General features: G+C 72.8%; 1 protein-coding gene. It reads left to right on the top strand.

Features of this window, described 5'->3' with window-relative positions; all coding sequences use genetic code 11:
* A partial coding sequence (locus E1267_RS42435; RefSeq protein ID WP_132341784.1) for a type I polyketide synthase occupies positions 1–5129 on the top strand: 5129 nt, incomplete at both ends.

Genomic DNA, 5129 nt, shown 5'->3' with positions numbered 1-5129 from the left:
CGCCGCGTGAGGCGCTGGCGATGGATCCGCAGCAGCGGTTGTTGCTGGAGACGTCGTGGGAGGCGATGGAGCGGGCCGGGATCGACCCGGCCGGGCTGCGGGGCAGCCGTACCGGCGTGTTCGCCGGGGTGATGTACCACGACTACGCACCCGCCTCCGTGCCCCAGGAGCTGGAGGGCCTGGTCGGCACCGGAAACTCGGGCAGCATCGCGTCCGGGCGGGTGTCGTACACGTTCGGGTTCGAGGGCCCGGCGGTGACGGTGGACACCGCGTGCTCGTCGTCGCTGGTCTCGCTGCACCTGGCGGTGCAGGCACTGCGGTCGGGCGAGTGCGACCTGGCGCTGGCCGGGGGCGTGACGGTCATGGCGACGCCCGGGACGTTCGTGGAGTTCTCGCGTCAGCGGGGGTTGTCGCCGGACGGGCGGTGCAAGGCGTTCGCGGCCGGTGCCGATGGCACGGGGTGGGCCGAGGGTGTCGGCATGTTGCTGGTGGAGCGGTTGTCGGATGCGCGCCGGCATGGTCATCGGGTGCTGGCGGTGGTGCGTGGTTCGGCGATCAATCAGGACGGTGCGAGTAACGGGTTGACGGCGCCGAACGGTCCGTCGCAGCAGCGGGTGATCCGGCAGGCGCTGGCGAACGCCGGTCTGCCGGCGGCCGAGGTGGACGCGGTGGAGGCTCATGGGACGGGGACGTCGCTGGGTGACCCGATCGAGGCGCAGGCGCTGATCGCGACCTACGGTCAGGATCGGGATCGGCCGTTGTGGCTGGGGTCGTTGAAGTCGAACATCGGTCATGCGCAGGCGGCTGCGGGCGTCGGCGGTGTGATCAAGATGGTGATGGCGTTGCGGCACGGGATGTTGCCGAAGACGTTGCACGTGGATGAGCCGTCGCCGCATGTGGACTGGTCGGCGGGTGCGGTGGAGCTGCTGACGGAGGCTCGTTCGTGGGACGAGCTCGACCGCCCCCGCCGCGCCGCCGTCTCCTCGTTCGGGGTGAGCGGCACCAACGCCCACGTCATCATCGAGCAGGGCGACGAGAACGAGGCCCCCACGGGCGACGACGCGGCCCTGCCGGTGCTGCCCTGGATGATCTCGGCCAAGAGCCCCGAGGCGCTAGCCGCGCAGGCACGGCGGCTCGCCTCGTGGGCGGAGCGGCACCCGGACGCCGACCCGGCCGGGGTCGCCTGGACGCTGGCCGGCGGCCGCAGCGTGCTGGAGCACCGCGCGGTCGTCGTGGGCGCCGACCGCACCGAACTGCTGGCCGGGCTTGAGGCACTGACCGAGGACCCCTCGGGTGCGATCTCGGGCAGCGGCTCCGGCGGGAAGGTGGCGCTGCTGTTCTCCGGACAGGGCAGCCAGCGGGTCGGCATGGGCAAGGAGCTCGCCGAGGCGTTCCCCGTGTTCGGTGCCGAGCTGGACGAGATCTGTCGGGTGTTCGATCCGTTGTTGCCGCATTCGTTGCGTGAGGTGATGTTCGCCGATCCCGAGGGGGTGCTGGACGAGACCGGGATGACGCAGCCTGCGTTGTTCGCTTTTGAGGTGGCGCTTCATCGGTTGTTGGAGTCGTTGGGTGTGCGGGCGGATGTGTTGGTGGGGCATTCGGTTGGTGAGATCGCGGCTGCGCATGTGGCCGGGGTGTTGTCGCTGGGGGATGCGTGCACGCTGGTGGCGGCTCGTGCGCGGTTGATGCAGGCGCTTCCTTCTGGTGGGGCGATGCTGGCGGTGGCTGCGTCTGAGGTGGATGTTCTGCCGCTTTTGGCGGGTCGTGAGGATCGGGTGGGGATCGCGGCGGTGAATGGTCCTGCTGCGGTGGTGGTGTCAGGTGATGAGGGGGCGGTTGCGGAGATCGAGGGCCTGGCTCAGGTGCGTACTCGGCGGTTGCGGGTGTCGCATGCGTTTCATTCGCCGTTGATGGAGCCGATGTTGGTGGAGTTCGCCGAGGCGATCGGCGGTCTTACTTTCCACGAGCCCACGATCCCGGTGGTGTCGAACGTGACGGGCCGCCTGGCCGAGCCGGGCCAGCTGACCGACCCCGCCTACTGGGTCGAGCACGTACGCGGAGCCGTGCGGTTCGCCGACGGCGTCGCCGCAGCCGGAGCGACCGGCGCCAGGATCTGGATCGAGGTCGGCCCCGACGCCACCCTCACCGCGCTGGCCCAGCAGAGCGCCGGGGACGGCGTCTTCGTCCCCAGCACCCGCAAGGACCGTGCAGAGCCCCTCGCCTTCGTGCAGGCCCTGGGCCACCTGCACGTGCGCGGCATGACCGTCGACTGGGAGGCGTTTCTCGCCCCCGCTCACCCCTCGCCCGTGGACCTGCCCACCTACGCCTTCCAGCACCAGCGGTACTGGATCTCCGCCCGCTCCGGGGCCGGCGACATGGCGGGAGCGGGGCTGGCGGCGTACGACCACCCCCTGCTGAGCGCGGTGACCGAGGTGGCCGGCGGCGAGTCCGTCGTGCTCAGCGGCCGCCTGTCCGTGGCCGCCCAGCCGTGGCTGGCCGACCACGCCGTCAACGGCACGATCCTGCTCCCCGGGACGGCGTTCCTGGAACTGGCGCTGCAGGCGGGCAACGAGGTGGGCAGCCCCCTCGTCAAGGAACTCACCCTGCAGGCGCCGCTGCTGCTGCCCGCCGGCGGCGCGCGCCAGGTGCAGGTGGTCGTCAGCGCCGCCGACGCCTCCGGCGCGCGGCCGATCGCCATCCACTCCCGCGCCGACGGCGCCACCGCCGGCACGTGGACCCGGCACGCCGAAGGCGCGCTGTCCGCCGACGCGCCCGCGTCCGCGGACGGGCTGGAGCAGTGGCCGCCGGCCGGAGCCGAGGCGGTCGACGTCTCCGGCGCCTACGACCTGCTGCTGGACATGGGGTACGAGTACGGGCCCGTCTTCCAGGGTCTCCAGGCCGCGTGGCGGCGGGACCAGGACGTGTTCGCCGAGGTCGAGCTGCCCGAGCAGGCGCACGCGGACGCGGCCAGGTCCGGGCTGCACCCCGCCCTCCTCGACGCCGCGATGCACGCCCAGCTGATCGCCGGTGACGGGCAGACGGTGCTGCCGTTCTCCTGGGCCGGGGCGCGGCTGCACGCGGCGGGTGCGAGCAGCGTACGGGTGCGGATCACCCGCCTGCGCGAGACCTCCATCGCGCTGACCATCGCCGACGCCGGCGGCGCGCCGGTGTTGTCGGTCGACTCACTCGCCGTCCGCCCGGTCACGGCGGACCAGCTGACCGCCGCGGGCAACGACCACGCCGAGTCGTTGTTCCGGGTGGAGTGGACCCCCGTCTCCGCCGCCGACGCCGCCGAGCTGCCCGAGCTGGCCTCGGTCACCCAGGACGCCGCCGTGCCCGGTGCGGTCACCTACGTCGTGACCCCGCAGGAGGCGGACGTCCTCGACGCCGTGCGCGAGACCACCGCCGGCGTTCTGAGCGCGGTGCAGGGATGGCTGGCCGACGAGCGGTTCGCGTCGTCGCGGCTGGTGGTGGTGACGCGGGGTGCGGTGGCCGTGGACGACGGTGATCGCGTGGACGTGTCGGTGGCCCCGGTGTGGGGTCTGGTACGGGCGGCCGAGGCGGAGAACCCGGGCCGGTTCGTGCTGGTGGACGTGGATGACAGCGCCGAATCGCGGGCAGCGCTGGCAGGGGTGGCGGCATCGGGAGAGCCTGAGGCGGCCGTCCGCGGTGGTCAGATCCGGGCTCCGCGCCTGGTGCGAGCCGCGACCTCGGCGGGTGAGCCGGTGTTCGGGCCCGACGGGACCGTCCTGGTCACCGGCGGCACCGGTGGGCTCGGCGCGCTGGTGGCGCGTCACCTGGTCACCGAGCACGAGGTTCGGAACCTGCTGCTGGTGAGCCGGCGCGGGCTCGACGCTCCGGGCGCGGCCGACCTGGTGGCGGAGCTGTCGGAGCTGGGCGCCGAGGTGGACGTGGCGGCCTGCGACGTGGCCGACCGCGACGCCCTCGCCGCACTGATCGCGTCCGTCCCCGGCCAGCGCCCCCTGCGCGGCGTGGTGCACGCCGCGGGCGTGAGCGACAACGGGCTGGTCGCGTCGTTGTCGCCGGAACGGCTGCACCGCGTGCTGGGACCGAAGGCCGACGCCGCCTGGCACCTGCACGAGCTGACCCGCGACCTCGACCTGTCGGCGTTCGTGCTGTTCTCGTCCGCCGGCGGCTCCGTCCTCGCGGCGGGCCAGGCCAACTACGCCGCCGCGAACGTGTTCCTCGACGCCCTGGCCGTGCACCGGCGGTCGTCGGGCCTGGTCGCCACGTCGCTGGCATACGGGCTGTGGGAGACCGACGCCGGCATGAGCGGCTCGCTGGGCGAGGCGGACTTCGAGCGCATGCGGCGTCAGGGCCTGCCGGCGTTGACCGTGGACGAGGCGCTGGCGCTGTTCGACGCCGGGTCCGGCTCGGACACGGCGGTGCTGGTGCCGCTGCGCATCGACACGAGCGCGCTGGCCGACCGGGGCTCCCGCCTTCCCGCGCTGCTGCGCGGACTCGTACGCGGGTCCGTACGGCAGGTGACCCGCTCGACCGGGTCCAAGCTGGCCCGCCGACTCGCCGGGCTGGAGGGCGCCGAACGCGGCAGGATGTTGCTGCTGGAACTCGTCCGCAAGGAAGCGGCCAAGGTGCTGGGTCACGCCTCGGCGGACGCGGTGCAGCCCGACCGGGCCTTCCAGGAGCTCGGCTTCGACTCCCTGACGGCCGTCGAGTTCCGCAACCAGCTCACCGCCGCCATCGGCGTGCCGCTTCCGGCCACGCTCATCTTCGACTACCCGACCGCCGAGGCCATCGCGGACCACCTGGCCAGCCAGATGGCCGGCGGCCAGGCCGCCCAGTCCGCCGTGACCGCCGCGAAGACGGTCGACGAGCCGATCGCGATCGTGGGCATGGCGTGCCGGTACCCGGGTGGGGTGCTGTCTCCTGAGGACCTGTGGGAGCTGGTGGCGCAGGCTCGTGACGGGGTGGGCGACTTCCCTGCCGACCGTGGCTGGGACCTGGACAAGCTCTACGACCCCGACCCCGGAAGCCAGGGCACCTCGTACACGCGTCAGGGCGGGTTCCTGTATGACGCGGCGGAGTTCGATCCGGGGTTCTTCGGGATTTCGCCGCGTGAGGCGTTGTCGATGGATCCGCAGCAGCGG

The sequence above is a fragment of the Nonomuraea longispora genome (assembly GCF_004348345.1).
GTDB lineage: Bacteria > Actinomycetota > Actinomycetes > Streptosporangiales > Streptosporangiaceae > Nonomuraea > Nonomuraea longispora.
This window is presented reverse-complemented; position numbering and strand designations above follow the sequence as displayed.